Origin of the sequence: Pseudomonas sp. GD03858, assembly GCF_029840925.1 — a bacterium.
GTDB lineage: Bacteria > Pseudomonadota > Gammaproteobacteria > Pseudomonadales > Pseudomonadaceae > Aquipseudomonas.
Window position 1 is genome coordinate 17056 of sequence record NZ_JAOCDM010000029.1, and the last position, 26612, is coordinate 43667.

Sequence of the window (26612 nt, forward strand, 5' to 3'; positions counted from 1 at the left end):
ATTTCATACCGCGATCAACGCGCCGGGCCTTCGGCCACGCCCAGGTCGTCGGTCGGACGGGTGTCGATCAGCGGCGAGCCGCCGGACGCCAGCTCCGCCTGTAGGGTGTCGGTGTCCAGCTCCTTGACCCACTTGGCCACGACCACGGTGGCCACGGCGTTGCCGATCAGGTTGGTCAGGGCGCGGGCCTCGGACATGAAGCGGTCGATACCCAGGATCAGTGCCAGGCCCGCCACCGGCAGATGACCGACGGCCGACAGGGTCGCGGCCAGCACGATGAAGCCCGAACCGGTGACGCCGGCAGCACCTTTGGAAGCCACCAGCAGCACCAGCAGCAGGGTGATCTGGTGGGTAATGTCCATGGTGGTGTCGGTGGCCTGGGCGATGAACACCGCGGCCATGGTCAGGTAGATCGAGGTGCCGTCCAGGTTGAACGAGTAGCCTGTCGGGATCACCAGGCCGACCACGGATTTCTTCGCGCCCAGGCGCTCCATCTTGGCCAGCATGCGTGGCAGGGCCGACTCCGAGGACGAGGTGCCGAGCACGATCAGCAGCTCTTCACGGATGTAGCGGATCAGCTTGAGCACGCTGAAGCCGTGGGCACGGCAGATACCGCCCAGCACCACCAGGATGAACAGGATGCAGGTGATGTAGAAGCAGGCCATCAGGTAGCCCAGCTGCACCAGCGAACCCACGCCGTACTGGCCGATGGTGAAAGCCATGGCGCCGAAGGCGCCGATCGGGGCCAGCTTCATGATCATGTTGATGATGTTGAACATGACATGGGCGAAGCGGTCGATCAGGTCCAGCACCGGCTTGCCGTAGCTGCCCAGGCGGTGCAGGGCGAAGCCGAACAGCACCGAGAACATCAGCACTTGCAGGATGTCGCCGTTGGCGAAGGCGCCAACCACGGTGTTGGGGATGACGTTGAGCAGGAAGCCGACGGTGGTCTGCTGTGCACCAGCGGCGGCGTAGGCGGCCACGCTGCTGGCGTTCAGGGTGCTGACGTCGACGTGCATGCCGGCGCCGGGCTGGACCACGTTGACCACGACCAGGCCGATGATCAGGGCGATGGTGGAGACGATCTCGAAGTACAGCAGCGCGTAACCGCCGGTCTTGCCGACCGACTTCATGCTCTGCATGCCGGCGATGCCGCTGACCACGGTGCAGAAGATGATCGGGGCGATGACCATCTTGATCAGCTTGACGAAGCCGTCACCCAGGGGTTTGAGGGCTACGCCGGTTTCCGGGTAGTAGTGGCCGAGCAGGATACCGATGGTGATGGCGACGATCACCTGGACATACAGCGATTTGTACAGCGGCTGACGAGTCGTCATGGCTAGTTTTTCCTCAAGTGGGCCGGCGCATCCTTCCCAGGATGTCGGGGCACCTGAATCGCGAACCCTCCTGTACCCGGAGGGATTTGTCGTTGTGTGCGAGTGCCTGGGCAGGCCTCTGCCAGCTGAATAGCAAGGGCGATGCCAAAGTGCCCGTTTGAGGTGCGCAGCCAATGATTACAGGGTGTGAATGCCCCGGGACGGGGCGAAAATGCCGGCAGAAAATGGCGGATTTCCGCCCGATGGCGGAAATCGTACAGGGCAGGTTGGCGGGAATCCGCCTCAGAGGTGTTCAGTGGGAGGGTCGGTGGGAGCGGGCTTGCCCTGCGATGAGGACCGCGCCGGATGGCAGCGGCTTCGCCGGTATCGCGGGGCTAGCCCGCTCCCACGCACCGCCCCCGCACTGGAAAGGCAGAATCAATCGAGTCGGAAAGCGATACGGAACGCAGCCCCGCCCAACGGCGAATCGCCCAGGCTCAGCTCGGCGTCATAGCTGTCGATGATGTCCTTGACCACCGCCAGCCCGATCCCCTGCCCTGGGTGCTGGCGGTCCAGCCGCTCGCCGCGCTCGAGAATCCGTTCGCGTTGATCCGGCGGCACGCCCGGCCCATCGTCCTCGACGCACAGCTCCAGCAGCCCCGGCGACTGATGCAGGCTCACCCGCACTTGCCCCAGGCATAGCCGGTAGGCGTTTTCCAGCAGGTTGCCCAAGAGCTCCAGCAACGCGCCCTGCTCCATCGGCACCCGCGCCAGGGCCGGGATGGCGAGGTCGACCTCCACGCGCTTGTCGCGATAGACCTTGGCCAGGGTGCTGCACAGGCTGTCGAGCAACGGCCTGAGCTCGACCTGGTGGCGCACCAGGCCGCTCTTGCGCAGGCTGGCGCGTTGCAGCTGATAGTCGATCTGCTGGCTCATGCGCTCGATCTGGCTCTGCAGCACCCGCGCCTGCTCTCGATCACCCTGCTCCATGCTTTCGCCCACCCCCTGCAGCACCGCAAGCGGGGTCTTGAGGCTATGCGCAAGATCATCCAACGAGTCACGATAGCGCTGGCGCTGCTCGCGCTCGCTGCGCAGCAGGCGGTTAAGCGAGCCGGTCAGGCGCAGCAGTTCACGCGGGTGCTCGCGACTGAGCCCGTCCCGCGCCCCGCTTTCCACTTCGTCGAGTTCGGAACTGAGCCGGCGCAGCGAGCGCAACCCCCAGGTCAGGCCGGCCCAGAGCAGCACCATCAGCGCCAGCAATGCCGCGCCGAAGCCGAAGTAGAGCTTCTCGCGCAGGCCGTTAAGGGTGTCCTGGTACTCGCGCACCGGCTGCAGGGCGACGATGCTGAACGCCGCGCTCTTGCCACCGAGCAGCTTGACCTCGACGTCGTAGACGAAGAATTCCTCGCCGTCGTCCTGGTGGATGCGCGCAAACTCATTGCCGCGCCCGTCATAGCGCGGGTGATAGTTGATATTGCGATTGCGCGTGGCCCGCGACTGCCAGACCAGCTTGCCCTGGCGGTCGAAGATGTAGCCGAGCAGGCCGGTGTAGGGCAGGTTGTAGCGCTCGTCCGGCAGCAGTGCAGGCATCTGCAACTGGCCACGCTCGACCCGCGCCGCGGAAATAAGAGTGGTCACGTCCGAGGCCAGGCGCTGCTCGATCGACTCCTGCAGCGCCAGGCTGAAGGCCTTCTGCAACGCCGGCAGCAACGCCAGCATGAACAGCAGCGCCAGCAACGCCGCGGCCAGCATCAGCCGCACCCGCAGCGAACGGATCATCGGCAGCGCTCGGTGAACAGGTAGCCCAGCCCGCGCACGGTGTCGATCGGCTTGAAGCCGTTGTCGCCCTCGAGCTTGCGGCGCAAACGGCCGATCAGCACCTCGATGACGTTCGGGTCGCGCTCCTCGTCATCCGGGTACAACTGCTCCATCAGCCGGTCCTTGGCCACCACCTGCTGGTGATGACGCATGAGGTACTCGAGGATGCGGTATTCGTAGGCGGTCAGCGCCAGCGGTTGCTCGTCCAGGGTCGCCTGCTTGCGGTTGAGGTCAAGCACCAGCGGGCCGGCGGCGATGGTCGACTGGGTGAAGCCGCTGGAGCGGCGCAGCAAGGCGTTCAGGCGGGCTTCCAGTTCCTCGAACTGGAACGGCTTGACCACGTAGTCGTCGGCGCCGGCGGCCAGGCCCTCGACCTTGTCCTGCCAGTTGCCGCGGGCGGTGAGGATGAGGATCGGGAAAGTCTGGCCGAGGCTGCGCAACTGGCGGATCAAATCCAGCCCGCTCATGCCCGGCAGACCCAGGTCGATCACCGCCAGGTCGTGGTTGTACTGCTCGGCCTGGTACAAGGCTTCTTCCGCGTTGGCCACCGCCTGCACCACATGGCCGCCCTCGCCGAGGCGGGTGAACAGGTGATGACGCAGCAGCGCCTCGTCCTCGACCACCAGCAATTTCATGTGGATCTCCTTTCAATAGGGAATGCCTGTACCGGCCTCATCGCGGGGCAAGCCCGCTCCCACGAGTCATGCACTCCCCGCGATGAGGCCGGTACAGGATAACAGCGACCTCAGAACTTGTAGGTAGCCGCCAGGTAGGTCTGCGCGCTGCTGGTCAGGCGCAGGGTACCGTCCTTCGGCCCGCCGTGGGCGCCGATCTCGGTGGCGGCGTTGCTGCGCAGGTAACGGTAGCCCAGCTCCACCGAGGCGTTGTCGGTCACTTCCTGGATCACGCCGGCCTGCAGACCGACAGCGTAACCGTAGTCAGTATCGCGGCTGGCGCCTGGCGAGTCCTGGGTCAGCTTGGTCATGCCCAGGCTGCCGCCACCGAACAGTTTGGTGGTATCGCCCACCGGCAGGAACAGGTCGTAGCTGCCGAGGAGGTTCTCCTGGCGCAGCTTGACGCCGCCATGGTCGCCCGAGACGTTGTCGTAGGTCAGGTAGTAGCGGCCCTGATCGTTGATCCTGCCCAGGCGCGCGCCCCAGGTGCTGTCCTTGCCGATGATGCCGTCGGCGTTCAGGCCGTCGGTGTTGCGCTGCAGCAGGCCGGACTTGCGGACTTTGTCGCTGGTCTGGCCGTAGGTCAGGCTGGCGAAGTTGTCATCGGCCTGGGCAACGCTGGTGAGGCCGGCGGCGCAAACCGCCATGGCGGCGATCAGGGTGTTGAGCGTTTTCATGGTTCAGGTACTCCGGGTTGGATGCGTTGTTGCTGTCTGGGGGCTAGAGTAGGGAGGGCGCCCTGAACCCCCGCTGAACCCGGCCTGAACCTTGGCTGAACGAACCGAAGAAGGAGCTCGACCATGCGTACCCTGCTTGCCCTGGCCTTGTTGTGCAGCGCCAGCCTTGCCCAGGCGGCGGTGCAGACCCGCGAGATTCCCTATCAGGATGCCGACGGCAACCGCCTGGTCGGCTACTACGCCTACGACGACGCCATCGAGGGCAAGCGTCCGGGCGTGGTGGTGGTGCATGAATGGTGGGGCCTGAACGACTACGCCAAGCGCCGCGCTCGCGACCTCGCGGCACTGGGCTTCAACGCCCTGGCCATCGACATGTACGGCGACGGCAAGAACACCGAGCACCCCGCCGACGCCCAGGCGTTCATGGCGGCGGCGATGAAGGACCCGGCGGCGGCCGCCCGGCGCTTCGATGCCGGGCTTGAGCTGTTGAAGATCCAGCCCAATACCAACAAGCACCAGCTAGCGGCCATCGGCTACTGCTTTGGCGGCAAGGTGGTGCTGGATGCGGCGCGCCGGGGCGTGAAGCTCGATGGCGTGGTGAGCTTCCATGGCGCGCTGGCGACCCAGACACCGGCCAAGCCTGGGGTGATCCGGGCGAAGATCCTGGTGGAGCACGGCGAGGCCGACAGCATGGTCACCCCGGAGCAGGTGGCGGCATTCAAGGCGGAGATGGATGCGGCCAAGGCGGACTACAAGTTCGTCGGGATTCCGGGGGCCAAGCATGGGTTTACCAACCCGGATGCGGATCGGTTGGGGCATGGCGGGCATGGCGGGCCGGATATCGGGTATGACAAGGCGGCTGATGAGAGTTCCTGGAAGGATATGCAGGCGTTCTTGAAGACGGCGTTTGACTGAAGATTTTGGGGCTGCTGCGCAGCCCTTTCGCGACACAAGGCCGCTCCTACAGGGGTACGCGTTCTTCTGTAGGAGCGGCCTTGTGTCGCGAAAGGGCCGCACAGCGGCCCCAAAATCTGTGCTCCACCACCAGCCACCAGGCTGGCACAATACCCGCCATGAACAGACTCCCCACCTGCTGCGCCCCGCTCCAGCACCACTGGCCCCTGCCCCGCCCGGTCCCCGGCGCGGTGCTGGTCAGCTGCGCCTTCGACCCGGCCCGCCTGGCCGACGACGACTTCCAGCGCGCCGGCATCGAGCAGACCGCCAGCCTGCAACGCTCGGTGGCCAAGCGCCAAGCCGAGTACCTGGCCGGTCGGGTCTGCGCCCGCGAGGCACTGCAACGCCTGGATGGCCGCGACTATGTTCCGGCCACTCATGAAGACCGCTCGCCGATCTGGCCCGCCGGCATCCACGGCTCAATCACCCATGGCCAAGGCTGGGCTGCCGCCGTTGTCGCAGGCGACGACCGATGCCGCGGCCTGGGCCTGGACCAGGAAACCCTGCTCAGTGAAGAGCGCGCCGAACGCCTGGCCGGGGAAATCCTCACCCCCGCCGAACTGGAGCGCCTGGACCGCAGCCAGCAGGCGCTGGCCGTGACCCTGACCTTCTCGCTCAAGGAAAGCCTGTTCAAGACCCTCTATCCGCTCACCAAACAGCGCTTCTATTTCGAACACGCCGAACTGCTGGCCTGGTCCGCCGACGGCCATGCCCGCCTGCGCCTGCTCACCGACCTGTCGGCCGAGTGGCACCACGGCGTCGAAATCGATGGCCAGTTCTGCCTGCAGGACGGCCATCTGCTCAGCTTGATCAGCGTCTAATCGCGCGGCTGCTCGCGCGGCCAGCTCAGGCTGAAACACGCCCCGCCCAGTTGCTCGCTGTGCCCGACCAGGGCACGGCCGCCGTGCCAGTAGATGATCCGCCGCACGATCGACAACCCCAATCCATGCCCGCCCGAGGCCCGGGTACGGCTGTCGTCGAGGCGGGTGAACGGGGTGAAGATGCGGTGCCACACCCCTTCGGGAATCCCGGGGCCGTCATCCTCCACATCGATGCGGCAACGCTGCTGGCCGATCTGGTAGCTCAGGCGCACTTCCGATTCGGCATGGCGCATGGCATTGCGCACCAGGTTCTGCAGGGCCCGGTGCAGGTAGCGCGGCTCGGCCTCGACCCGGGCGTCGCCACCGTCGAGCCCGTGGCACACCCCACGCACCACCCGCACCTCGGCCCGCAGCGGCGCCAGCTCCTCGATCACCCGCGCCAGCAGCTCGTCCAGATCCACCACCTGGAAATGCAGGGCCGGCGCGCCCTGCTCCAGGCGGGCGTAGGTCAGCATCTCGTCGACCAGCTTGTCCAGGTCCTGGATATCGCCGTCCATGCCGGCCAGGTGCTTGGCCCGGCCCTCGTCGGTGCTGGCGCTCTCGATCATCTCCAGGCCGAAGCGCAGCCGCGCCACCGGCGTGCGCAACTCGTGGGACACCGCCCGCACCAGCTCGCGCTGCATGGTCAACGAGCGTTGCAGGTGCTCGGCCATGCCGTTGAAGGCTTCGGCCAGGCGACCCACCGAGTCGGCGTCGCCGGCCGGCACGCGCGTATCGAGGCTGCCCTCGGCGATGCGCGTGGCCGCCACCTCCAGACCCGACACGCGCCGCTCCAGCTGGCGCACCAGCAGGTAGACCACCAGCCCGATCAGGCACAGCCCGAGGAAGGCGATCAGGATCAGCAACTGCGGTGGATAGGGGTTGAGCTGGTACAGCGGGCCGATCTCCAGCACCCAGGGTGAGCCGGACAGCCCCGAGAACACGCGGATCGAGTCGCCGTCCCTGCCCAGGGCCATCACCGTGTCGCCCTCCTCCACCCGGCGGCGCTGGTCGTCGTCCAGGGCGGCACGCTCGATACGCTGCAGGGCGATGTCGAAGCCGAAGCCCTTGCTTTGGCGCAGCTGCGCCAGGCGCGCCTGCTGCTCGGTAACCGGGTAGCGCACCAATTCGTCGGCCAACAGATAAAGCGTGGCGCGGGCCAGCTGCTCGCTGATCTGCTTGACCTCGGCCACCAGCAGCAGGTCTTCGTGGCCGACCCGGCGCAACACCCGGGCGGCATGCGGGCCGGTCTTCTCCACCACCACCAGGTCGCGGTACAGCCGCGCCCGCTGCCCGCCGTCGAGGGTGAACGCCGACAGCGGCTGCAGGTCCAGCGGCACGCCGAGCAGGCGCTCCCAGATCACCAGCGAACGGGTGCGTTCCACCGCGTTCTGCTGCGCCAGGTTGTCGGCCATCAGGCTGAAGGTACCCTGGGCCAGGCGCTCGCGGTGCTGGCCGGCGCGGATCTCGTTGACCAGGTGCAGGCTGAGCACGCCGAGCACGGCCACCAGCACCAGCACCGCTAGCATGCCGCCATAGATACGCAGGAAGATCGAGTTCATGGCGCCTCGCCGACGAACAAATAGCCCTTGCTGCGCAGGGTCTTGATCAGCCGCGGGGTGATCGGGTCATCGCCGATCTTGGGGCGGATCTTGGAAATGCGCACATCGATGGAGCGGTCCTGGCCGTCATAACCGACGCCGCGCAGCGAGGTGAAGATCTCCTCGCGGGACAGCACCCGCCCGGCGTTGCTCGCCAGCAGCCAGAGCAGATCGAACTCGGCGCCGGTCAGCTCGATCAGCTGGCCGTCCAGGCGCGCCTCGCGTTGTCGGCTGTCTATATGCAGCGGGCCGAAGCTCAGCTCCTGGCGCCGCTCCGGGGCCTCGCTGCGGCGCAGCAGGGCGTTGATGCGCGCCAGCAGCACGCGCGGGCGCACCGGCTTGCATACATAGTCGTCAGCGCCCAGGTCCAGGCCCTGGATCTGGTCCAGCTCGTCGCTGCGGGCGGTGAGCATGAGGATGGGGCCGGCGTACTGGCCACGCACCCGGCGGCAGATGCTCAGGCCATCCTCGCCGGGCAGCATCAGGTCGAGGATCACCAGGTCCGGCTGACTGTCGATGATGCGCCGAGCGGCACGGCCGCCGTCGCCTTCCACCGCCACCTCGAAGCCGTTGGCCTGGAGGTACTCGGCAGTGAGCTCGGCGAGGCGCTGGTCGTCCTCGACGATTAGGATGCGGTTGATTGGCTGGTCCATGGCCTTACCCTTCTTCTGGTTTTTTTCGGGCCTTGCTGTTGGCTGTTCCGGCCTCATCGCGGGGCAAGCCCGCTCCCACGCTGAATACAGAGCCATGCGTGAAGTACGGCGTCATGCGTGGGAGCGGGCTTGCCCCGCGATGAGGCCAGTACAACCCTTTGATTCCAGCGAAAATCCACCTTCACCAAAGCGCAACATCAGCCCCGGATACTACGTCCCGCCCCCACCCCTGCCAACCACCCAGAACGCCCCACGACTGAACCGTTTTTTGTGATAGGGTTCGCGCCCGAAAAAATCTGCACGGCGGCATAGCACAGGCAAAAAATAGTGCAAACCTCTTGGGACAAGGCCTACAGCGAATACCCACGGATCACTCACAAAGTACCCACAAGTTATCCACAGACGCTCACCTTGCAAAGCCCCTGATACCGCATTATCTTGTATCCCTATCGCAGCGAACCACTAGATGTTGGGTTTCGCGCAAAATCACAAACACAAGTCGCCAGGCAAATTCAAGCGAATTTACCGACTGAACTTAACGTGATTTCAACAGCCAAACCGCTCCTGCGGAGGGCGACCGAGGCAAGCCGCAGACGGCCTTGTTCGGGTATGAGTGTTGCAGGCAGTGCCTCCCACTCATCAGCAACAGATTTTGGGTACGCCCAGAACCTTTGACTTCGGCCAGGGAGCGGCAGGTTATTGCCCCTTATTCCTGAGTCTGTCCCGAAGTCGGTAAGCCCGAGCGGGCGTATGCGCGTGCATGACGCCTCCCCGCCCGGGCCATCGAGCAAGTGGACGGAACGGTGGGCGCCCCAACAAGGCGCCTGAACAAACTAGAAACTGTGGAGACACCCACCCATGCAAACCGACACGACTCGCGAGAACCCGCAGGCCAAGGCGCCGCAGGCCGCCGATTCCAACCAGGATCTGGCTGCCACCGCCCCTGGCCAACTGCGCGTGATCAAGCGCAACGGCACTGTCGTCCCCTACACCGACGACAAGATCACCGTGGCCATCACCAAGGCGTTCCTCGCAGTTGAAGGCGGCACCGCTGCCGCCTCGTCGCGCATCCACGACACCGTCGCGCGCCTGACCGAGCAGGTCACCGCCACGTTCAAGCGTCGCATGCCATCGGGTGGCACCATCCACATCGAAGAAATCCAGGATCAGGTCGAACTGGCCCTGATGCGTGCCGGCGAGCAGAAAGTCGCCCGCGACTACGTGATCTACCGCGACCAGCGTGCAAAAGAGCGCGCCACCCGCAGCAACGCCGACGCCGTGGTCGAGCCGCACCCAAGCATCCGCATCACCCTCGCCGACGGCAGCCTAGCCCCTCTGGACATGGCCCGCCTGAACACCATCATCAGCGAAGCCTGCGAAGGCCTGGCCGAAGTCGATGGCGACCTGATCCAGCGCGAAACCCTGAAGAACCTGTACGACGGCGTGGCCATCAAGGACGTCAATACCGCCCTGGTGATGACCGCCCGCACCCTGGTGGAGCGTGAGCCGAACTACTCGTTCGTCACCGCCCGCCTGCTGATGGACACCCTGCGCGCCGAAGGCCTGGGCTTCCTGGGCGTGGCCGACAGCGCCACCCACCACGAGATGGCCGACCTGTACGCCAAGGCCCTGCCGGCCTACGTCGAGAAAGGCGTCGAGTTCGAACTGCTCGACCCGGCGCTGAAAGGCTACGACCTGGAGCGCATGGGCAAGGCGATCAACCACGAGCGCGACCAGCAGTTCACCTACCTGGGCCTGCAGACCCTGTACGACCGCTACTTCATCCACAAGGATGGCGTGCGCTTCGAGCTGCCGCAGGTGTTCTTCATGCGCGTGGCCATGGGCCTGGCGCTGGAAGAGAAAGACAAGGAAGCCCGTGCGATCGAGTTCTACAACCTGTTGTCGTCCTTCGACTACATGGCCTCGACCCCGACCCTGTTCAACGCCGGTACCCTGCGCCCGCAGCTGTCCAGCTGCTACCTGACCACCGTGCCGGACGACCTGTCGGGCATCTACCACGCGATCCACGACAACGCCATGCTGTCGAAATTCGCCGGTGGCCTGGGCAACGACTGGACCCCGGTGCGCGCCCTGGGCTCGTACATCAAGGGCACCAACGGCAAGTCGCAAGGCGTCGTGCCGTTCCTGAAAGTGGTCAACGACACCGCCGTCGCCGTGAACCAGGGTGGCAAGCGCAAGGGCGCCGTGTGTGCCTACCTGGAAACCTGGCACCTCGACATCGAAGAATTCATCGAGCTGCGCAAGAACACCGGTGATGACCGTCGTCGTACCCACGACATGAACACCGCCAACTGGATCCCTGACCTGTTCATGAAGCGCGTCTTCGATGACGGCAAGTGGACCCTGTTCTCGCCATCGGAAGTGCCTGATCTGCACGACCTGACCGGCAAGGCCTTCGAAGAGCGCTACGAGTACTACGAAGCCCTGACCGAGTACAACAAGATCAAGGTGTTCAAGACCATCCAGGCCAAAGACCTGTGGCGCAAGATGCTGTCGATGCTGTTCGAGACCGGCCACCCGTGGCTGACCTTCAAGGACCCGTGCAACCTGCGCTCGCCCCAGCAGCACGTGGGCGTGGTCCACAGCTCGAACCTGTGCACCGAGATCACCCTGAACACCAACAAGGACGAGATCGCGGTCTGCAACTTGGGCTCGATCAACCTGCCGAACCACATTGTCGACGGCAAGCTGGACACCGCCAAGCTGCAACGCACCGTGAACACCGCCGTGCGCATGCTCGACAACGTGATCGACATCAACTACTACTCGGTGCCGCAAGCGCGTAACTCGAACTTCAAGCACCGTCCGGTCGGACTGGGCATCATGGGCTTCCAGGACGCGCTGTACCTGCAGCACATCCCGTACGGCTCGGACGCTGCCGTCGAGTTCGCCGACAAGTCGATGGAAGCGGTCAGCTACTACGCGATCCAGGCTTCCTGCGACCTGGCCGACGAGCGCGGCGCCTACGAGACCTTCCAGGGTTCGCTGTGGTCCAAGGGCATCCTGCCGCTGGACAGCCAGCAGATCCTGATCGAGGCCCGTGGCCAGAAGTACATCGACGTCGACCTGACCGAGAGCCTGGACTGGGCACCGGTACGCGAGCGTGTACAAAAAGGTATTCGTAACTCGAACATCATGGCCATCGCGCCGACCGCGACCATCGCCAACATCACCGGCGTGTCGCAGTCCATCGAGCCGACCTACCAGAACCTGTACGTGAAATCGAACCTGTCGGGCGAGTTCACCGTGATCAACCCGTACCTGGTCCGCGACCTCAAGGCCCGTGGCCTGTGGGACTCGGTGATGATCAACGACCTGAAGTACTACGACGGTTCCGTGCAGCAGATCGAGCGTATCCCGCAAGAGCTGAAGGACCTGTACGCCACCGCGTTCGAAGTCGAGACCAAGTGGATCGTCGATGCCGCCTCCCGTCGCCAGAAGTGGATCGACCAGGCCCAGTCGCTGAACCTGTACATCGCCGGCGCCTCGGGCAAGAAGCTGGACGTGACCTACCGCATGGCCTGGTACCGTGGTCTGAAGACCACCTACTACCTCCGTGCCCTGGCCGCGACCAGCACCGAGAAGTCGACCATCAACACCGGCAAGCTCAACGCCGTGTCGAGCGGCGGCGACAGCGCCCCGGTCCAGGCCGCCGGCCCTGCCCCGGTACCGAAGGCCTGCGCCATCGACGAGCCGGATTGCGAAGCTTGCCAATAAAGGCCTGATGCCGCAGAGGGGTGCCCAAGGGTGCCCCTCTGCGGCATTTTTGCGTCCGCGCAATGACCTGATGAAACGCAGTCCTGTAGGAGCGGCCTTGTGTCGCGAAAGGGGCGCGCAGCGGCCCCAGGATCTCAGCTCCGGCGCAAGATCGCCGGGGCGGCCATGCCGCCCTTTCGCGACACAAGGCCGCTCCTACAACGACCCGAAAAAACACAACATCCTGTATCCGAAAAATAAAAACGCACAACATATAGTGCTAACTACTATTTGCCGCTAAACTCCCTTCCCGTATAAAGACAACACGAGTTACCGTGAACGGACGCGCGAAAAACCGGTCGAAAAATTACCCTCGCCCGCCAGACTCGCGCCCCGACCGAAAGCGAATTCCGGTATACTCCGCCCCCTCTGAAAAGGGCACCCTTTCAAGTCCCTGGCCCCTCCCCGAGGCCTGGCCAGGCACGAACCCAGATGTAACGAGAGTCAGCCTCTCGAGCTGTCCATTCGCCGTAACGGCCTTGCGTCAGGCATCACATTCTTAAAATCCAACCGGTTGCCCCGCGCAACCCTCTAGCAGGAGCCAGGACCATGCTGAGCTGGGACGAATTCGACAAAGAAGACGGTGAAGTCGCCGCCAAAGGCAACACCCCCGCGCAGGCCGCAGCCGCCACCACCCTCGACAAGCTCGACAGCGCCGGCGGTGCCGCCGCCCTGGAAGCCCGCGCCGCCACCGCCGCCGACTCCGACGCCGTCAAGCGCGCCAAGGCTGCGCTGGACGCCCTGGACATCGCGGAAGGCCTGGCCGAGCTGGAAGGCTCCTCGGCCCGCGTCGCGGTCGATGAAAAGCGCATGATCAACTGCCGCGCCGACCTCAACCAGCTGGTCCCGTTCAAGTACGACTGGGCCTGGCAGAAGTACCTCGACGGCTGCGCCAACCACTGGATGCCGCAAGAGGTCAACATGACCGCCGACATCGCCCTGTGGAAGAGCATGGACGGCCTGACCGAAGACGAGCGCCGCATCGTGATGCGCAACCTCGGCTTCTTCTCCACCGCCGACTCGCTGGTTGCCAACAACCTGGCCCTGGCCGTGTACCGCCTGATCACCAACCCGGAGTGCCGCCAGTACATCCTGCGCCAGGCCTTCGAAGAGGCGATCCACACCCACGCCTACCAGTACTGCATCGAGTCGCTGGGCATGGATGAAGGCGAGATCTTCAACATGTACCACGAGATCCCGTCGGTCGCGAAAAAAGCCGCCTGGGGCCTGAAGTACACCCGCGCCATCTCGGATCCGGAGTTCAACACCGGTACCGTCGAAACCGACAAAGAGCTGCTGCGCAACCTGATCGCCTACTACTGCGTGCTGGAAGGCATCTTCTTCTACTGCGGCTTCACCCAGATCCTGTCCATGGGCCGCCGCAACAAGATGACCGGCGTCGCCGAGCAGTTCCAGTACATCCTGCGCGACGAGTCCATGCACCTGAACTTCGGCATCGACGTGATCAACCAGATCAAGATCGAGAACCCGCACCTGTGGGATGCCGCGATGAAGGAAGAGGCTACCCAGATGATTCTGCAGGGTACCCAGCTGGAGATCGAATACGCCCGTGACACCATGCCACGCGGCGTGCTGGGCATGAACGCGGCGATGATGGAGGATTACCTCAAGTTCATTGCCAACCGTCGACTGACCCAGATTGGTCTGAAGGAAGAGTATCCGGGGACTACCAACCCGTTCCCTTGGATGAGTGAGATCATGGACTTGAAGAAGGAGAAGAACTTCTTTGAGACTCGGGTTATCGAGTACCAGACTGGTGGTGCTCTGAGCTGGGATTGATCGTCCCGCCATCCAGAAAGGCTGCCTTCGGGCAGCCTTTTTTTATGCTCGTGTCCCAAGCGCCCATCTGGGCTATGCAACCTCCGCACTCATCAGCTACGAAACGACTGCCCCAGAAATTCGGTAATCAATAAAACGATCTGCCGCTGGATCAGCGCCCGCGGTCGAGCGTTATCGCCATCCCGGCAAATAATGCCATCGCCTGGAGCATCTTCTTCGAGCAACGCCACCGCGCCAGGTTTGCACATCGACAAAAAGCTGAAGTGGCTGGCGTCCTTGATCTCGACATAGCGACTCGTCGCCGGGGGCAACCGCTTGGCCAGGTCGGCGGATTCCAACTGTGCCGGGAGCTCTTCAGAAGGTGCGCCCGCCGCGATCACCAGTGCCGGCACCGGCAACGTCGCCAGGCTTTCAGTGGTCATGCCACGTGACAGGCCCAGGTCCAGGGTGATGATGGCCGTGACACGTCTGTCGCTCAGGTCGCCACCCAGCCGGGACTTCGCAGCCAAGTCGGGATTGATCTGTTTGTAAACGCCACAACTGGCCAGTTGTGGATGGGCCGTGCAGTCCTGGGAAAAACGCTCGGGATCGAACCGGGACCCGGCGATTTCCAGGGCGGTCCAGCCACCGAGTGAGTGACCTGCCACTGCAATTTTTCCCTTCGCCACTGCCCCAAATCGATCCGGCTGAGCCAGGACCGCATCGATGGCCCGTTGCAGATCGATGGGACGCTGCCACAACTGTGCGGCGGCTTCAGGGTTGCGATTGCGGGTGGTCGTTCCGGGGTGGTTGACCGCCGCCACCATGTAACCCTGCCGCACCAGCGCACTGGCCAGCCATGACTGGTTCCCCCAGTTACCGCGAAAACCATGGGAAAGCACCACCAGTGGATGCGCGCCAGAGGCCGGGGGGGCATCGCGTACGGCAAGGTCACCGACAAACACCGGGGTATCCGCGATCAGCTGCGGCGTGGCCGTGGAGGTACTCGGGTACCAGACGACCAGTTCCAGCGGGCGACCATTTTGCTCGTCCGCCAATGTAGAGGTCCGAAAACCGATGGGAATATCGCCCGCGAATGCAGGCAGGTTCAGACAGATAGAGAGCAAGAAGCCGAGCACTGTTTTCATTGTTTTTCTTCCTTGAAGGGATCAGCGCCGATTGGACGTGATCGGGTGCGCGGGAAACATATCAGCCGTCATGGCGACACGCACAGCACATTCGATTGATATGACTTGAACTGGAGCTTGCCCGCAAACATCGGCGAATCAGGTGCCATGTATCACGGCACCTGCTTCGCAGGTAAGCCTGCTCCCACAGGATCCTTCAACTGCCCCGAACTTTCCTAGTGGGCTACATCCATGGGCATCCGGTACTCGATCACCCCTGGCTTCTCGGCAATCCAGTCATACAACCGCTGCGCAGTCCGGTTGGTCTCCTGGGTATGCCAGTACAGCCGGTCGCACCGCTGCTGCCGGGCCTGGCCCTGGACGAACTCGATCAGTTGCTTGCCGATCATTCGCCCCCGGGCGCTCGGGCACACGTACAGGTCTTCCAGGTAGCAGAAGTCGTTGCGCCCCCAGGTCGAGCGGTGGAACACATAGTGGACGAAGCCGAAGAGCCGTTCGCCGTCGGTGGCCACGGCGCAGTGCATGGGCTCGGCCGGGTCGAAGAAGCGGGCCCAGGTGCACTCGGTGATGGCTGGGCCCAGGTCTACCTGGTAGAAGGCCTGGTATTGCGCCCAGTAGTCGCGCCAGGGCTGAAGGTCGGTTTGCTTCGCTTCGCGGATGAAGACAGGTAGTTGGGTGGTGGTCATTGGTGGAACCCCTTTTGGGCAAAGCAGTGTGAATGAGTGAGGGGGCCGGCCTGCCCGTAGCGCTTGCCTTCCTTGGTGGTTGCTTGCGGGCTTGGGTTTTATAGCGGATAAATGGTTGGTTTTTACCTGCCAATTGATTGGTAATAACCAGACCATTTTGGGGATCTGGACAGGGGCAAGGCTTGAGATTGCCGGGGGCGCTTTGCGCCCCTTTCGCGACACAAGGCCGCTCCTACAGGGGATCGCGGTCGACTGGAGCGGCCTTGTGTCGTGAAGCAGCCCCAGCATTGGCAGCCATTAATCAGGTCCATCAGCCAGGGAATCAGGCCAATGTTCAAACACGCGCAGCTGGAATCGGTGAAAGCCTGGATCAACGACCCCGCCCATAGCGCGCTGGCCTTGCATGTGCGTATCCAACGGGCGATCCGCCAGTTGATCCTCGACGGCGCACTGCCGGTGGGCAAGGCGCTGCCCGCCTCGCGCCCGCTGGCTCAGTCCCTGGGCGTCTCGCGGGACACCGTGGAGTCGGCCTACAGCCAGTTGCACGCCGAGGGCTTTATCGAACGGCGCGTGGGCAGCGGCAGCTTCGTGTCGCAACGGGCCCGGTGCCTGCCGTCGCGCAAGCGCCAGCGTCCAGTACATCAGGAAGCCCCGGTGCAGTTGAGCCGCCGAGGTGAAGCCGTGTTGCACAACGGTGGCGTCCACAACTTCCAGTCGCCCCGCCCCTTCGCCCCGGGCGTGGCCGAAACCCGGCACTTCCCCCTGGCCATCTGGGAGAAGCTGGAGCGGCAGGTGTACAAGGAATACGGCACACGGGCGCTGGAACACAGCGAGCCGCAGGGCATGGCCCCCTTGCGCAGGGCAATCGCCGACTACCTCAACCTCGAGCGCGGGGCCCAGGCATCCGCCGAGCGCATCCTGATCCTCACCAGCTCGCAGCAGGCCCTCGGCCTGTGCGCCCAGGTGCTCATGGACGCAGGCGACCAGGTGCTGGTCGAGGACCCGCTGTACCAGGGCACCCGCAAAGCGGTCACCGCCGCCGGCCTGGCATGCGTGCCGGTCCCGGTGGACGCGCACGGCCTGCAGGTGGACGCCATGGCCCGGCTGGCACCGGATGCCCGGGCGGTATTCCTCACCCCTTCGCACCAATACCCGACCGGCGCGACCCTGGCACTGGACCGGCGCCTGCTGGCGATCGAATGGGCCCGCCAGCAACGCGCCTGGATCATCGAGGACGACTACGACAGCGAGTTCCACTACGCCGGCCGCCCCACCGCCTGCGTGCAGGGCCTGGACCCACACGACCGCACGCTGTACATCGGCACCTTCACCAAATCGCTGTTCGCCGGCCTGCGCATCGGCTACCTGCTGCTGCCGCCCCAGCTCGTCGCGCCGATGACCGCCGCCCGCACGTTGCAGGACGGGCATAACGCCTCCATCGCCCAGCTGACCCTGGCCCGGTTCATGGAAGGCGGGCACTTCAACGCCCATGTGCGGGCCATGCGCACGCTCTACGCCGAGCGCCGGGATGTGCTGGCGGATCTGCTGCGCAAGCACCTGGGGGCGTTTCTCGTGCCGCAGGTGCCCGCCGGTGGGCTGCAGATGCCCTGCCATTTCGTGCAGGGCTTGCCTGAAGACGCCGTGGTCAGGGCGGCACGCGGGGTGGGGATCGATCTGTTGGGGCTGGGCAGCTTGTACGCGGTGCCGAGGAACGATGCCGGCTTGCTGATGGGGTTTGCGGCACTGACACCCGCTGAGATGAGGGAGGCGGTGGTGAAACTGGAGAAGGTGCTGGCAGGTCTGGTCACTTCGGGACGTTCGATGCGGTAGCCCGTTCTGCGCGAAACGAAATGTGGTAAACCAATCGCTGAAATCCGCCGCGAATACCAGGATCAGACAACGCCTAGAATTCTTGGCAAAAACACTAAAATGTGCACTCAACGCCTAGAAAACTAGCCTTTATCAAGTAGTGGATTTTTCTTTCAAGCGCACTATACAAAGCCTAGAATCCTAGGCATGCAGGTCAATAACGGCGTTTTAAGCATAGGATCCCAGGCGTTATGAAAGCCATATCAATGACTGACGACGCTATCGCCAACGAGATCGGCCAACGCATTGAGGCTATCCGCCTGAAGCGTAATATTGGCCAGGACATCGTCGCCCATGAAGCCGGGATTTCCCGGGAGACCTACCGCAAGCTAACGGCAGGCAAAGGCACCCTGGTGAACGTGATTGCCGTCCTGAGGGTGCTGGGAGAGCTTGATCGTCTCGCCTCACTCATCGAGGACGTCAGGACCAGCCCCGTGCAACTGGCAAAAATGCAGGGCAAACAGCGGATGCGGGCGACCGTCACACGGGCTACACCGCCGGCGCCTGAACACGGAATCAGGACGCCTATCGGCAAGCCCACGCTCATTGGTGGCCCGAAACCCGACAAGGATGACAGCTGGTGATTGCACGGATCTATCTCTGGGATGTTTATGTAGGCGCGCTCAACTGGAACACGCAGACCCAGATCGGAGAGTTCGAATACACCCCCGAGTTCGTCAGGACGGGCCTTGAGATCTCGCCGGTCCATATGCCCTTGCGCCAGGACTACACCTACGTGTTCCAGGGGCTCGACCGCGAAACCTTCAAGGGTCTGCCCTCGATCCTCGCCGACTCGCTGCCCGATGATTTCGGCAACGCGCTGATCGATGCCTGGCTGGCCCAGCAGGGGCGTGACAAGGCAACGTTTACCCCGGTCGAGCGCCTGCTGTACCAGGGTAAGCGCGGTATGGGCGCCCTGGAATATCGTCCGGCGATGGCCACCGAGCGGGACAAGGGGGAGAGCATCCATATCGATGCCCTGGTGCGCCTGGCCAGCGAGGTGTTGTCCGAACGCGAATCGATCGCCGAGCGCCTGGATGCCAAGGACCCGTCGCTGGACGACAGTGCCCTGCAGCACCTCATCCAGATCGGTACCAGCGCGGGCGGCGCCCGGGCCAAGGCGGTGATCGCCATGAATGCCGAAGGCGAGATCCGTTCGGGCCAGGTCACCGCACCACCGGGCTTCGAATACTGGCTGCTCAAGTTCGACGTGGCCAAGGATTCGACCGTGCTGGCTGATTCGCAAGGCTACGGGCGCATCGAGTACGCCTACCACCTCATGGCCAAGGCGGCCGGCATCACCATGACCGAGTGCCGATTGCTGGAGGAAGGTGGACGCGCTCACTTCATGACCCGGCGCTTCGACCGCACGACCGAAGGTGAAAAGATCCACGTGGCGACCTTGTGCGCACTCGACCACGCCGACTTCCGCAAGCCTGGCCAATACGCCTATGCCGAGGCCTTCGGGGTGATGCGCGCACTGCGGATTTCCCGCGACGGCGCCGAACAGTTCTACCGCCGCATGGTCTTCAACCTGGTGGCACGCAACCAGGACGACCACACCAAGAATACGGCCTTCATGATGGACACCGACGGTACCTGGTACCTGACGCCGGCGTATGACGTGTCCTATTCCTACCTGCCTGGCAGCTTCTGGGTCGATAGCCACCAGATGACCGTGAACGGCAAGCGCGACGACTTCACCCTCGACGATCTGTTGAGCGTGGCCAGCCAGGTTCGCGGCATGAACGCACGACAGATCATCAAGGAAGTCTGTGAAGCCGTCGCACAATGGCCGCAGTTTGCTAGAGCGGCTGGTGTGCCCGCCGCCGCAAGCAAGCGAATCGGCGAGGTTCACCGCCTCTACCTTGGAGAGAGTCTGTGAGCGGAGATCGTCAACGATCCCCTTAATACACGAAGAAGGTAGGCTCGCCCACGCCACAAATCGGCATCTAAAGTGCCAGACAGGAAATCCTGTCGAACGTGGTCATGGGCGAGTTAATGGTTGAGCGTAGCGCGGAATTACAACGCTGCAAACGCAGGCCCCATTGCCGCCCCTCGATACCCGCCAGAGCTGTATTGAAAAACCCAGCCCCCCTGTATCTATTGCAGTCTCTTCCTTCCCTCCACCATCCCTTCCACACTCCTCTGGATGGCTGAAGGAACCCGCATCATGGCTGCCCTGCTGCTGCAAATGTCTCCCATAGGCCTAGTGATCGCCCTGATCCTGCTGCTGCGCCGCCCGCCCGTGCAGGCCGCGCTGGCCGGCGTGGCCGGTGTCCTGCTGCTGTGGGGCCTGGGCGCCGCGCAGCCGCTGTCGGCGGCGGTATCCGGCGCCATTGTGCAAGACACGCTGATCCTGTTCCTCAGCACCGCCTGCGTGATCATTCCGGGGCTGGCCTTCGTCATCCTGGTCGAACGCGCCAACGCACCGCAGGCGATCGGTGCCTGGGTGCGGGAGCTGGGCTGGACGCCGCCGATGCAGGTGATCTTCATCGTGCTGGGCCTGGCGCCGCTGCTTGAGGCCATGACCGGGTTCGGCGTATCGCTGATCGCCACGGTGCCGCTGCTGATGGGGCTGTTTTCGCGTCAGGTCGGCATGAAGATGGCGCTGGCCGGCATGGTGGTGATGCCTTGGGGCACGCTTGGGCTGGCCACGGTGATCGGCGCGCTGCTGGCCCATGTGCCGGCGCAGGAGCTGGGCAGCCACTCGGCACTGGTCAGCGCCCCGGTGTTCCTCGGCCTGGCCGCCGTGGCGCTGACGTTGGCGCGGGTTCGCGGCGTAAGGGCGTGGCTGGGGCTGGCACTGGTCTCGCTGCTGTTCAGTGCGGTGCTGTATGTGATCAATCGCTGGATCGGCCCGGAAGCCGCTGGCGTACTGGCCGGGCTGACAGTGGTCTGCGTCGGGCTGGGGCTCTCCTGGGCGCGACGCGGGGCGCTGGGGCGCTGGCCGCAGGCGGCGTGGCCGTACCTGGCCCTGCTGGCGGTGATCATCGTCTCGCGGGGGCTGTTCCTGCTGTCGGGATGGGACGGGTTGTGGGTGGTGCATGGCACCAATGTGTCGTGGAAGCCGCTGGCTTCGCCGGGGCTGGCCTTGCTGCTGGTGGTGCTGATGATGGTCGCCCGCCAGGGCGCAGGCTTCCCGTGGCAGGCGCTGGTCAAGCGGGCGCGGTTCCCGGTGGCGACGATCTTCCTGTTTCTGCTGCTCTCCCAGGTGATGGTCAAGGCCGGTTTCCTGGTCGAGGCGCAACGAGCACTGCAAGCATTGTCGGGTGTATCGCTGGCGTCGACGGTGTCGCTGCTGGCGGGGCTGGCCGGTTACGTCACCGGCTCCAATGTCGGCGGCACCACGCTGGTGATGCCGTCCATCGCCGCGTTGTCCAGCGTCCACGGCCCTTGGCTGGCGGCCATGGCCAACAGCGCCGCAGGACATGGCGCGCTGGGCTCGTTGTCGATCCTGTCGCTGATCATCGGGCTGGCTGGAGCCAACCGCGAGGAAGAGCACGGGCTGATCCGCTTCGGCTTTGCCCTGGTGCTGCTGAACATCGTCATCGTGGCTGCAACGGGCACGGTTTTGCTCTACCTTTGCGCAGCCCCCGCCTGACACCACACAAGGCCGCCATGGACCGCAACCCCAAGCCCGACAAACGCTGGCACACCGTCAACGCCTGGCTGCTGCGCCAGATCGACAGCGGCGAATGGCCCAGCGGCACACAGCTACCCTCGGTACGCGAGCTGGCGCGGCTGTTCGACAGCAGCATCGCCACCGTGCAACGGGCCCTGGCGGAGCTGGAGGCCAATGCCTATGTGCAGGCCACGCCGCGGATCGGCTATTTCGTCGCCAAGGGCGCGGCCCAGGTGCAGGGATTCGACCTGGCCAGTGTCACCGTCAACGTCAACCACGCGGTGGTCGCCATGCTCGCCCAGGCGACCAGCACCACCGCGCTGTCATTGAGCTCGGCGGTGCTGCACGACGAGCTCACGCCCCATGTGCTGCTGAACAAGTGCCTGGCGACGCTGGCCGCCAAGGCCGACCAGCCATTGGCTGGCCTGATCGCCCCGCCGGGCCTGGCCTCGCTGCGCCGGCGCATCGCCGGGCTGATGCTGCAACGCGGCGTTGCCTGCGGCCCGGACGAAGTCCTGGTGACCTCCGGCGACACCATCGCCCTCGAACTGGCCCTCGAAGCCGTCGCCCGGCCAGGCGCCACGGTGGCCATCGAAACGCCTACCTACTACGGCATCCTGCAGGCCATCGAACGCCTGGGCATGCGCGCCCTGCCCATCCGTACCCACGCCGACAGCGGCATGGACCTCGAACACCTGGAGTGGGCCCTCAAGCGCGGCAAGGTCGATGTGGTGTTCCTCAACCCGACGCTGCAGAACCCACGGGGCTTCATCATGCCCGACGCGGCGCGGGCACGGCTGTCACAGCTGGCGCAGGCGGCGGATGTGCCGATCATCGAGGACGATATCTTCTTCGACCTGGCGGACGAGGCGCAGCGGCCCAAGGCGATCAAGCACTACGACACGACCGGGCAGACAATCTATTGCTCGTCGTTCTCCAAGACCGTGGCGCCGGGGTACCGGGTGGGCTGGTGCGTGGCGGGGCGGTATCGGGATGCGATCCTGGCCCAGCTGTTTTCGCGCAACCTGGCAGTGTCGAGCCTGGCCCAGCGGGTGCTGGATGAGTTTATCGGCCGGGGGTACATGGAGGAGCACTGCGCGAAGCTGCGTGGGCGACTGGCGGCGCAGGCCGAGGTAATGGAGGCGCTGGTGCGCTCGGCGTTTCCGCTGGGAACACGGTACGTGGCGCCGCAGGGCGGGTTTATCCATTGGATCGAATTGCCGGAAGGGACGGACATGGTGGCGCTGCAGCGGCTTGCCGCAGAGCGTGGCTGCAATGTCGGCGCCAGCGGGATGTTCTTTGCCGATGGGGAATGTGGCACTGGGTTGCGGGTGTGTCTGGGCCGGGTGATAACGCCGGAGGTGATGGGCGGGTTGAGGGTGCTGGCGGAGTGTGCGGCGCTTTCGAGGTCTTGATTGCGTTTAAGGTACTTGGGGGCGCTTTGCGCCCCTTTCGCGACACCAGGCCGCTCCTACAGGGGGGTGCGGTCGCCTGTAGGAGCGGCCTTGTGTCGCGAAAGGGCTGCGCAGCAGCCCCAGGGTCCGGAATCAAGCCAGATGTGCCTGGCTGCGCAAATGCTCGGCCAGCATATCGATAAAGGTCCGCACCTTGGTCGAGCCATATTTGCTCTCCCGATGCAGGATATGGATCGGCCACGGCGCTTCCTCGTACTCGGCCAGGATCACCTGCAAGCGCCCGGCCGCCACTTCGTCCGCCACCTGGTACGACAGCAGCCGTGCAATCCCGAGCCCGGCGCTGGCCGCGGCAATGGCGGCGTCGTTGCTGGTCACGGTCAGGCGCGGCTTCATGCGGATCAGCGTCGGGTCGTCGATGGCGCCGAAGCGCCAGTCCGTGCGTGGCGACAGGGTCCCGGCGGCGATGACTTCGTGCTTCTGCAATTCAGAGGGATGGCGCGGCGTGCCGTGGCGTTCGAGGTACTCGGGCGAGGCGCACAGCAACCGGCGCATCCTGCCCACGCGCAACGCCTTGAGGCCCGAATCGGGCAACTGGCCGATGCGCACCGCCACGTCCATGCCCTCCTCCACCAGGTTCACCACGCGGTCGAGAAAGTACGCCGACACATCCACCTCGGGGTACTGCTGCAGGTAACGGACGATGCACGGCATGACGAACTTCTTGCCGAACAGGATCGGCGCGGTCACCGCCAGGTCGCCCTTGGGCGCGGCGTTGATGCCGGCGGCGGCTTCGTTGGCCTCGACGATGCTGGCGAGGATGTGCCGGGTGTCCTCCAGGTAGCGCCCGCCGGCCTCGGTCAGGCGCACGCTGCGGGTGGTGCGCAGCAGCAGCTTGACCCCGAGCTGTTCCTCCAGGGCGCTAACGGCGCGGGTCACCGCCGCCGGCGAGATGGCCAGGCGGCGGGCGGCGGCGGCGAAGCTTTCCAGCTCGCCCACGGCCACGAACACTTTCATCAGGTGGATCTGGTCCATGCCGCGCCCCACGCGTTGTCGTAGGGCGATTATCGCCGTGGTCACGCTAGAGCTCCAGTACCAGGGGCTGCACGCCGTCCTCGGCCTGGGCGGGGATGGCGCAGCAGATCAGCACGCTGCCGGGCTCGGGCAATTCGGCGGGCGGGTTCGGGTAGTGGACCTGGCCGCTGACCAGTTTGGTCTTGCAGGTACCGCAGGAGCCTCCTCGGCAACTGAAGTCCGGCGACAGGCCACGGCTTTCCGCCAGTTCCAGCAGCGTGCCGCTGTCCGGCGCCCAACGCGCTTCCTTGGCGGAGCTGGCGAAGTACACCGGCACCGGTTCGCTGGCGGGCGGGGGCTGCTGCAGCGTCGGCTGGTTGTCGTCGGTGTGGCGGCGCAGGGTCGAGGGGCCGAAGGCTTCGGCATGGATGCGGGCGTCGGGCACATGTACGCCGCGCAGGCCTTCGTACAGGTCCTGGGTGAAGCTGGCCGGGCCGCAGAGGTAGAAATCGTAGTCGTCCAATGCCAGCGTGGCCTTGATCTGCTCGATGCCCAGACGACTGGCGAATTGGTAGTCATGCTCCAGCACGGCCTGGGGTTCGGGCTGGCTCAGGGCACGATGGATGCTCAGCAAGCCATTGGCGTTTTGCTGGAGCGCAGCAAGCTCCTGCTGGAACGGCAGGTCGCCCAGTGTGCGCCCGCCATGGAACAGGTAGATGCGTCGCCCCTGCACTTTCGCCAGCTGCTCGCGGAGCATGGCGATCAACGGGGTGATGCCGACGCCCGCACCGATCAGCACAAGGGGCCGGTCGCTCTGCTGATCCAGGGTGAAGCTGCCCATGGGCTGGCGCACCTCCAGACGATCGCCGACCTTCACCTGTTGGTGCAGATAGCGTGACGCCGGCCCCTGTGCCTTGACGCTGATGCGCAGGAAGCCATCGGACGGCGCGCTGGACAGGCTGTAGGTACGGATCAGCGGCGCCTCCCCATCGATACGCAAACGCACGGGAATATGTTGACCAGGGGCGAAGGCCACCGCGGCGCCATCCTCGGGTTGCAGATGGAACGAGCGGATATCGCGACTCTCCTGTTCTATGTGCAGGACCCGCCAGGTCAGCCATTGGTGCTGCCGTTCGCGCTGTTGCAGGCGCTGCTCGGCTTCGCGCCAGGTGCCGGTCATCAGGCTGGTGGGTGCGTATTCCTGGAAGGCCCAGCGCAGCGACACGGCAGCCCGGCGCAGCACCACCTGCTCGATCTCCAGGGTCCAGATCCGCTCGGCGCCTTCGAAGGCGCTGATCAGCGGGCTGTCGAGAATCACCTCGGTACGCCCGGAAACCTGCAGCACATCGCCCTTGGTGAAGTCGACGAACAGCAGGCCGGCGACCGGGTTGACCAGCAGATTACCGAGGGTATTGAAATGCAGGTTGCCGGCATAGTCGGGAATGGTCAGGCGATTGCCCTCGACCCTGACGAAACCAGGCCGGCCACCGCGATGGGACACGTCCACCGAACGCTGGCCAGCGTCCTGATCGACGTAGCTGGCGACAAAGAAGGTGTCGGCGTTTTCGATCATCGCGCGGGTTGCGGCATCGAGCGCCGCTGAATCCCGGCGCTTCTGCGGCGGCTCGTCGACGCGGGTGTACTCGCGCAGCTGGATGTACTGCGGGCAGTTGCCGAACGATTGCTCGACCACCACCTCCAGCTGGCCGGCGCTGGCCCTGCGGATCAGGCCATTGAGGCGATTGCGCCGTCGCGTGTGCAGCTCGATCCCCAGCAGGCCGATGGCGCCACCCGCCACCAGGCCGGGCGTGGCCGGATCGTCGCTGGCGAGGTCGGTCCCGATCAACAGCTGCCGTGGATCGGGCGAGCTGACGAAGCCTTCCGGGCCTTCGAGCAGCGTCGCCCAGGGTTTGCCTGCGGCGTCCACGGCACCGGCCACCATGAACGGCAGCTGCTGATAGAACGTGCGATGCTGGTCGGGCATGTAGTCACGAATGACCTTTTGCCCGAACACCTCCATGCGCTCTGCAACACCGACGTGCTCCTGCAGCCGTTTTTCACCTGCATGCCAGGGCGATTGCATGGCGGCATTCCTCGGGACTCAGAGGGTGGTCTGCAAACCGATGATCGTACGTGGCATCGGCACGAAGCCCGGCAGCGCCTCGACCCGGGCCAGCCAGGCGCGCACGTTGGGGTACGGCTCCAGCGACACGTTGCCTTCCGGGGCGTGGGCGATGTACGAGTAGTTGGCGATATCGGCGATGGTCGCCTGGTCACCGACCAGGAACGGGCCCTTGGCCAGTTCGGCGTCGATCACCTTGAGCAGGGTGTGGGCGCGGCCGATGACTTCATCGGTGTTGAACGAGGCGCCGAACACCGTCACCAGGCGTGCCGCCGCCGGGCCGAAGGCCAGGGGACCCGCCGCCACCGACAGCCAGCGCTGCACTCGGGCGGCACCGACCGGATCCGCAGGCAACCAGCGCTCACCGCCGTAGGCCTTGGCCAGGTAGACCAGGATGGCGTTGGAATCGGCGATGATGATGCCGTTGTCATCGATCACCGGCACCTGGCCGAAGGGGTTGATGGCGAGAAATTCTGGCTGCTTGTGTTCGCCCTTGGCCAGGTCGACGAAGACCAGTTCGGTGGGCAGTTCGAGCAGCGACAGCATCAGCTCGATGCGGTGGGCGTGGCCGGACTTGGGGAAGTTGTACAGCTTGATCGGGCTTGGCATGTGCGGGGCTCCGGATCA

Annotated in this window: 20 protein-coding genes; 9 read left to right on the forward strand and 11 right to left on the reverse strand. The window is 64.7% G+C overall.

Annotation, left to right across the window (positions count from 1 at the left end; translation table 11 throughout):
* Window positions 1–14: 14 nt before the first annotated feature.
* The 4 genes from N5D48_RS10605 to N5D48_RS10620 form a co-directional block, all read right to left on the reverse strand.
* Window positions 15–1337 (reverse strand): dicarboxylate/amino acid:cation symporter, encoded by a 1323-nt coding sequence (locus N5D48_RS10605; protein ID WP_279883885.1) that lies wholly within the window; start codon window positions 1335–1337, stop codon window positions 15–17.
* Between the two features lie 417 nt (window positions 1338–1754).
* Window positions 1755–3095 (reverse strand): ATP-binding protein, encoded by a 1341-nt coding sequence (locus N5D48_RS10610; RefSeq protein WP_279883886.1) that lies wholly within the window; start codon window positions 3093–3095, stop codon window positions 1755–1757.
* The gene (locus N5D48_RS10615) at window positions 3092–3769 is read right to left on the reverse strand and encodes a response regulator (RefSeq protein ID WP_279883887.1); all 678 of its coding nucleotides are present in this window, start codon (window positions 3767–3769) and stop codon (window positions 3092–3094) included. Before N5D48_RS10615 ends, N5D48_RS10610 begins: the two co-directional genes overlap by 4 nt.
* A 110-nt stretch (window positions 3770–3879) precedes the next feature.
* Window positions 3880–4485 (reverse strand): hypothetical protein, encoded by a 606-nt coding sequence (locus N5D48_RS10620; protein ID WP_279883888.1) that lies wholly within the window; start codon window positions 4483–4485, stop codon window positions 3880–3882.
* Window positions 4486–4608: 123 nt separating this feature from the next.
* On the opposite strand from N5D48_RS10620, the gene N5D48_RS10625 reads away from it, so the two are divergent.
* Both N5D48_RS10625 and N5D48_RS10630 read left to right on the forward strand, forming a co-directional pair.
* Complete coding sequence (locus tag N5D48_RS10625; protein WP_279883889.1) at window positions 4609–5400, forward strand: dienelactone hydrolase family protein; 792 nt, start codon at window positions 4609–4611, stop codon at window positions 5398–5400.
* A gap of 158 nt (window positions 5401–5558) precedes the next feature.
* On the forward strand, window positions 5559–6260 hold the full coding sequence (locus N5D48_RS10630) for a 4'-phosphopantetheinyl transferase superfamily protein (RefSeq protein WP_279883891.1): 702 nt from the start codon (window positions 5559–5561) through the stop codon (window positions 6258–6260).
* On the opposite strand, the gene N5D48_RS10635 is transcribed toward N5D48_RS10630, so the two are convergent.
* Together N5D48_RS10635 and N5D48_RS10640 are read right to left on the reverse strand one after the other, a co-directional pair.
* On the reverse strand, window positions 6257–7861 hold the full coding sequence (locus tag N5D48_RS10635) for an ATP-binding protein (protein ID WP_279883892.1): 1605 nt from the start codon (window positions 7859–7861) through the stop codon (window positions 6257–6259). The two genes, N5D48_RS10630 and N5D48_RS10635, sit on opposite strands and share 4 nt — an antisense overlap.
* Window positions 7858–8553 (reverse strand): response regulator, encoded by a 696-nt coding sequence (locus N5D48_RS10640; protein WP_279883893.1) that lies wholly within the window; start codon window positions 8551–8553, stop codon window positions 7858–7860. Before N5D48_RS10640 ends, N5D48_RS10635 begins: the two co-directional genes overlap by 4 nt.
* Before the next feature lie 858 nt (window positions 8554–9411).
* Between N5D48_RS10640 and N5D48_RS10645 the strand changes: the two genes are divergently transcribed.
* Together N5D48_RS10645 and N5D48_RS10650 are read left to right on the forward strand one after the other, a co-directional pair.
* On the forward strand, window positions 9412–12291 hold the full coding sequence (locus tag N5D48_RS10645) for a ribonucleoside-diphosphate reductase subunit alpha (RefSeq protein WP_279883895.1): 2880 nt from the start codon (window positions 9412–9414) through the stop codon (window positions 12289–12291).
* Window positions 12292–12879: 588 nt separating this feature from the next.
* Window positions 12880–14130 (forward strand): ribonucleotide-diphosphate reductase subunit beta, encoded by a 1251-nt coding sequence (locus N5D48_RS10650; RefSeq protein WP_050704266.1) that lies wholly within the window; start codon window positions 12880–12882, stop codon window positions 14128–14130.
* Window positions 14131–14222: 92 nt separating this feature from the next.
* Here N5D48_RS10650 and N5D48_RS10655 read toward each other — a convergent pair whose 3' ends face one another.
* Entirely contained in the window at window positions 14223–15257 is a 1035-nt protein-coding gene (locus N5D48_RS10655) for an alpha/beta fold hydrolase (protein WP_279883896.1), read from the reverse strand.
* 215 nt (window positions 15258–15472) lie between these two features.
* On the reverse strand, window positions 15473–15943 hold the full coding sequence (locus tag N5D48_RS10660) for a GNAT family N-acetyltransferase (RefSeq protein WP_279883898.1): 471 nt from the start codon (window positions 15941–15943) through the stop codon (window positions 15473–15475).
* A gap of 330 nt (window positions 15944–16273) precedes the next feature.
* Between N5D48_RS10660 and N5D48_RS10665 the strand changes: the two genes are divergently transcribed.
* From N5D48_RS10665 to N5D48_RS10685, 5 genes are all read left to right on the forward strand, one after another.
* Entirely contained in the window at window positions 16274–17773 is a 1500-nt protein-coding gene (locus tag N5D48_RS10665; RefSeq protein WP_279883900.1) for a PLP-dependent aminotransferase family protein, read from the forward strand.
* A 245-nt stretch (window positions 17774–18018) separates the two neighbouring features.
* Window positions 18019–18396, forward strand: a complete 378-nt coding sequence (locus N5D48_RS10670; RefSeq protein ID WP_186599698.1) for an XRE family transcriptional regulator — start codon at window positions 18019–18021, stop codon at window positions 18394–18396.
* Window positions 18393–19697 carry a type II toxin-antitoxin system HipA family toxin gene (locus tag N5D48_RS10675; RefSeq protein WP_279883903.1) on the forward strand — a complete coding sequence of 435 codons (1305 nt, stop codon included), beginning with the start codon at window positions 18393–18395 and terminating at the stop codon, window positions 19695–19697. Before N5D48_RS10670 ends, N5D48_RS10675 begins: the two co-directional genes overlap by 4 nt.
* A 288-nt stretch (window positions 19698–19985) precedes the next feature.
* Entirely contained in the window at window positions 19986–21416 is a 1431-nt protein-coding gene (locus N5D48_RS10680; RefSeq protein WP_279883905.1) for an L-lactate permease, read from the forward strand.
* Window positions 21417–21433: 17 nt separating this feature from the next.
* On the forward strand, window positions 21434–22852 hold the full coding sequence (locus tag N5D48_RS10685; RefSeq protein ID WP_279883907.1) for a PLP-dependent aminotransferase family protein: 1419 nt from the start codon (window positions 21434–21436) through the stop codon (window positions 22850–22852).
* Between the two features lie 132 nt (window positions 22853–22984).
* On the opposite strand, the gene N5D48_RS10690 is transcribed toward N5D48_RS10685, so the two are convergent.
* From N5D48_RS10690 to N5D48_RS10700, 3 genes are read right to left on the reverse strand one after another with little or no spacing between them, the layout of a single operon-like run.
* Window positions 22985–23884: a LysR family transcriptional regulator gene (locus N5D48_RS10690; RefSeq protein ID WP_110736331.1), complete on the reverse strand. Its 900-nt coding sequence runs from the start codon at window positions 23882–23884 to the stop codon at window positions 22985–22987.
* 46 nt (window positions 23885–23930) lie between these two features.
* Window positions 23931–25946 carry a pyridoxamine 5'-phosphate oxidase family protein gene (locus N5D48_RS10695; protein WP_279883909.1) on the reverse strand — a complete coding sequence of 672 codons (2016 nt, stop codon included), beginning with the start codon at window positions 25944–25946 and terminating at the stop codon, window positions 23931–23933.
* Between the two features lie 18 nt (window positions 25947–25964).
* Entirely contained in the window at window positions 25965–26594 is a 630-nt protein-coding gene (locus tag N5D48_RS10700; RefSeq protein ID WP_279883911.1) for a glutathione S-transferase, read from the reverse strand.
* Window positions 26595–26612 lie beyond the last annotated feature (18 nt).

Coding starts and splice junctions, on each gene's coding strand:
- N5D48_RS10605 (WP_279883885.1), bottom strand. CDS start 1,337: ATGACGACTCGTCAGCCGCTGTACAAATCGCTGTATGTCCAGGTGATC.
- N5D48_RS10610 (WP_279883886.1), bottom strand. CDS start 3,095: ATGATCCGTTCGCTGCGGGTGCGGCTGATGCTGGCCGCGGCGTTGCTG.
- N5D48_RS10615 (WP_279883887.1), bottom strand. CDS start 3,769: ATGAAATTGCTGGTGGTCGAGGACGAGGCGCTGCTGCGTCATCACCTG.
- N5D48_RS10620 (WP_279883888.1), bottom strand. CDS start 4,485: ATGAAAACGCTCAACACCCTGATCGCCGCCATGGCGGTTTGCGCCGCC.
- N5D48_RS10625 (WP_279883889.1), top strand. CDS start 4,609: ATGCGTACCCTGCTTGCCCTGGCCTTGTTGTGCAGCGCCAGCCTTGCC.
- N5D48_RS10630 (WP_279883891.1), top strand. CDS start 5,559: ATGAACAGACTCCCCACCTGCTGCGCCCCGCTCCAGCACCACTGGCCC.
- N5D48_RS10635 (WP_279883892.1), bottom strand. CDS start 7,861: ATGAACTCGATCTTCCTGCGTATCTATGGCGGCATGCTAGCGGTGCTG.
- N5D48_RS10640 (WP_279883893.1), bottom strand. CDS start 8,553: ATGGACCAGCCAATCAACCGCATCCTAATCGTCGAGGACGACCAGCGC.
- N5D48_RS10645 (WP_279883895.1), top strand. CDS start 9,412: ATGCAAACCGACACGACTCGCGAGAACCCGCAGGCCAAGGCGCCGCAG.
- N5D48_RS10650 (WP_050704266.1), top strand. CDS start 12,880: ATGCTGAGCTGGGACGAATTCGACAAAGAAGACGGTGAAGTCGCCGCC.
- N5D48_RS10655 (WP_279883896.1), bottom strand. CDS start 15,257: ATGAAAACAGTGCTCGGCTTCTTGCTCTCTATCTGTCTGAACCTGCCT.
- N5D48_RS10660 (WP_279883898.1), bottom strand. CDS start 15,943: ATGACCACCACCCAACTACCTGTCTTCATCCGCGAAGCGAAGCAAACC.
- N5D48_RS10665 (WP_279883900.1), top strand. CDS start 16,274: ATGTTCAAACACGCGCAGCTGGAATCGGTGAAAGCCTGGATCAACGAC.
- N5D48_RS10670 (WP_186599698.1), top strand. CDS start 18,019: ATGACTGACGACGCTATCGCCAACGAGATCGGCCAACGCATTGAGGCT.
- N5D48_RS10680 (WP_279883905.1), top strand. CDS start 19,986: ATGGCTGCCCTGCTGCTGCAAATGTCTCCCATAGGCCTAGTGATCGCC.
- N5D48_RS10685 (WP_279883907.1), top strand. CDS start 21,434: ATGGACCGCAACCCCAAGCCCGACAAACGCTGGCACACCGTCAACGCC.
- N5D48_RS10690 (WP_110736331.1), bottom strand. CDS start 23,884: ATGGACCAGATCCACCTGATGAAAGTGTTCGTGGCCGTGGGCGAGCTG.
- N5D48_RS10695 (WP_279883909.1), bottom strand. CDS start 25,946: ATGCAATCGCCCTGGCATGCAGGTGAAAAACGGCTGCAGGAGCACGTC.
- N5D48_RS10700 (WP_279883911.1), bottom strand. CDS start 26,594: ATGCCAAGCCCGATCAAGCTGTACAACTTCCCCAAGTCCGGCCACGCC.